Annotated in this window: 1 protein-coding gene; it reads left to right on the top strand. The window is 41.2% G+C overall.

Annotated elements, in window-relative coordinates; genetic code table 11:
• Positions 1–1,524 precede the first annotated feature (1,524 nt).
• Positions 1,525–1,914 carry a VOC family protein gene (locus AACQ42_RS01360; RefSeq protein WP_170899813.1) on the top strand — a complete coding sequence of 130 codons (390 nt, stop codon included), beginning with the start codon at positions 1,525–1,527 and terminating at the stop codon, positions 1,912–1,914.
• The last annotated feature ends 430 nt before the right edge of the window (positions 1,915–2,344 follow it).

Genomic DNA, 2,344 nt, shown 5'->3' on the forward strand with positions numbered 1-2,344 from the left:
GTTCGTGAAGTGGTTGAACTAACCGAAGTCTGTTTACGGGATGTGGTGTGTTTGTTTATTTCTTTGGTGTGGCTTCTTTGGTTTTGAGGCTCTTTCGCGCTTAAATGGATTTCGCGCACTTGGTCGTTGGCTTCTTCGAAAGAATTCTTTGTAAATTTAAGTTCTAGAAGCTCGTCAAGTTTTACTGTTATTTCTTCTTTGCCAAGTGCGTTTCGTGGATTAGGTTTTAGTTTCTAAATTGTCCGTTTTACTTTGTCGTTTGAAAGCAATAATGTGTTTTAAATTAGGCCGTTGGGTAGTCAATCTCCGGCTAAAGTGCAGCAGCTAACAAACGGCTCAAGAGGGATTGCCAACGCGTGGCGACTTTAGTGCAAAATTGAAGTTCAGTGTTTACGGTGTGTTTTTTAAGTTCGGTGGTGCGTTGTCAACCCCTTAGCCGGGCGTTATGTTTTAATCACTTAAAATCAGCTGGTTGCATCTTTTCTTTGCTTTCTCTGCTTTTGAATTTTGGTCTTGTCGGCAAGTTAACTTTAGTGGTCGCTGTTTTTTGGACTCCAATTCGTGGGCGCTAAAAATTCAGAGAGTTGCCTCATTGAAATCCAGAGTGTAGGCGAGGTGAGTGACGTGATTTTGATTTCAAAGTTAAAACCCCGGTTTTTCGGTTTCTCACGTTAAAACTCAAAGTCAGCACAATTAAAATTATGAGTTAATTCAGCTTTTTAGCTTCTAACTTTGGTTTTCAAAGATAAGTCGAGTTAAGCTCTTAGTATCTCAAACTTAACCTTTTGAGCCTTAAACATAACAAGGCGTTTAAGTGGGATTCATGCCGCGTGGCATTTTTGATATGCGGTGAGTTTTGGTGGTGAAAGTGGTCTGCGGAAGCTTGGTTTAGGCGGCATTCACCCCTTAACGCAGCGTTATGCAACTCAGGTAAATTAGGGGTTCAATCTTTTGGATTTCTCCGGCCATTCGTTTGGTATTGTCGGCAAATGAGCTTTTTTACCCTCAAATTCGTGGTTAACTTAAACCGTAAAACAGGCAAGGTTCTTTGTTTGCCTCAATCAGTTTTAGCGCTGGCGCGTTGTGAATCTTGCGTGCGCAAAGTGTAGAAAGGGCAAGTTTATCGAGCATTTCGCATTTGCTGAAAGTCTTGCTTGTTGAGTTTGTCTCATTCAAAAGCTTGGTTTGTTGTTGAAAGGTGGGCTTTGTTTTGGTGGCTCATTTATCACAGTTCTTGCTTGGGTTGATTCTTGAATCACTCAATCATTGCAATTGTGGCTTTTGGTCGTGTAAAGTCGGTTTATCTTATTGAATTTGCATAACAAACGGCTCAAGAGGGATTGCCAACGCGTGGCGACTTTAGCGCAAAATTGAAGTTCAATGTTTACAGTGTGTTTTTTAAGTTCGGCGGTGCGTTGTCAACCCCTTAGCCGGGCGTTATAGCTTATCTCACATTTCAACCTAGACATTGCTCAATCGATGCCTCAAAGTAAATCCCGATTTTGCTCAACAAAAGGAACAAGTATGTTTAGTCATATTATGATTGGCTCCAATGATATTGAAAAATCAAAGGTTTTTTATGACGCCATATTGTCTGTTTTAGGTTATCCATCGGGTGTTATCGATGCTAAAGGTCGCTGTCTTTACATAAACAAAGATGGTGTGCTTGGAATTACGAAGCCAATAAATGGAGAGCTGGCGACTCATGGTAATGGAATGACAATTGGCTTAAAAGTCACTAGCCCAGAGTTAGTGGATTCATGGCATGCAGCAGGTTTAGCTAATGGCGGTGTAGCTTGCGAAGATCCTCCAGGTCTCAGGGTAAGCGGAGAAAGAAAAATGTATCTAGCTTATTTACGCGATCCAGCAGGAAATAAGCTGTGTGCAACGCATCATATTTCTATGGGCAGCTAAAGCACCGTTATAACAAACGCTTCAAGAGGGACAGCCAATGCGTGGTATTTTCACTATGCGTTGGTTTTTGTGATTAAGGTGCTATGCGGAAAGTGAGTAGTAGCGTTGTCTGCCCCTTAAGCGGGCGTTAGGCATAAGGAAATTATGGAACTCATTCAGCTAAATGAGCATGAGCTAAAAATGTTGCGTGATGGTCAATCTGAGCTTAAGTATATGATTGACGGAATTCCACCAAATCATGTTTTATAACGCTCTCTTAATCATTATCGTGATTCAATTTGTGAAGTTTGGTCTTTACCATACTTTATAAAGTCAAATGACCAGCTAATTGGTAGTTGTGGATTCAAGAACCCACCGTTCAAGTGCCGAGTCGAAATCGGTTACAACGTAGCTTTTGGGGTTCAAGGTAAAGGTATTGCAACATTTGCAG

Origin of the sequence: Vibrio sp. V12_P9A6T4 (genome assembly GCF_963874835.1) — a bacterium.
Taxonomy (GTDB): domain Bacteria; phylum Pseudomonadota; class Gammaproteobacteria; order Enterobacterales; family Vibrionaceae; genus Vibrio; species Vibrio anguillarum.

What these genes read in the sequence shown, in the direction of transcription:
- AACQ42_RS01360 (WP_170899813.1), top strand. Translation starts at nt 1,525, where the DNA reads ATGTTTAGTCATATTATGATTGGCTCCAATGATATTGAAAAATCAAAG.